Source organism: Pseudomonas sp. 51_B (genome assembly GCF_017491595.1).
Taxonomy (GTDB): Bacteria; Pseudomonadota; Gammaproteobacteria; order Pseudomonadales; family Pseudomonadaceae; genus Aquipseudomonas; species Aquipseudomonas promysalinigenes.
The window spans coordinates 1-498 of the sequence record NZ_JAFGYW010000229.1 but is presented as its reverse complement, the minus strand read 5'-3'; the positions used below and the strand labels follow the sequence as shown (position 1 = coordinate 498).

Annotated in this window: 1 protein-coding gene; it reads left to right on the top strand. The window is 50.6% G+C overall.

The features are described from left to right. Positions 1-498 (top strand): tyrosine-type recombinase/integrase (locus J5M56_RS24555; RefSeq protein WP_243430899.1); only part of this gene is annotated, 498 nt, incomplete at both ends.

The following is a 498-nucleotide window of genomic DNA, read 5'->3' as shown; positions in this document are numbered from 1 at the left end:
AAAGAAACCGGTCGCGACATATATGTTGAAGACGACGTCCTTGCCCGAGCCTACCAGCATGCCGATCAACCATTAAGAGATGCTTTGGACCTGTTCTATCTAACAGGTCAGAGGGTCGCTGACACATTGAAGATGGATGAGCGCGACATAAAGGACGGAAAGCTCTCCGTCCAGCAAGGCAAAACTGGGGCTAAACGAAGGATCGAAATCATTGGTGAGCTCAAAGTCGTAATAGATCGAATCATGGCGCGAAAGACCGGACAGAAAATCAGATCAACACGCCTGGTAGTAATCGACTCTGGGCAGCCGATGACGACCAGAATGCTCAGAAAAAGGTTCGATGACGCCAGGGAAGCAGCCGGGATTCCAAAAGCAGAATTTCAGATGCGCGACCTACGAGCAAAAGCGGCCACGGATAAAGAGGAGTCAACAGGGAACATCAGAGAAGCTCGAGACCAACTTGGGCACACCACCGTAGGGATGACAGAACAGTACATC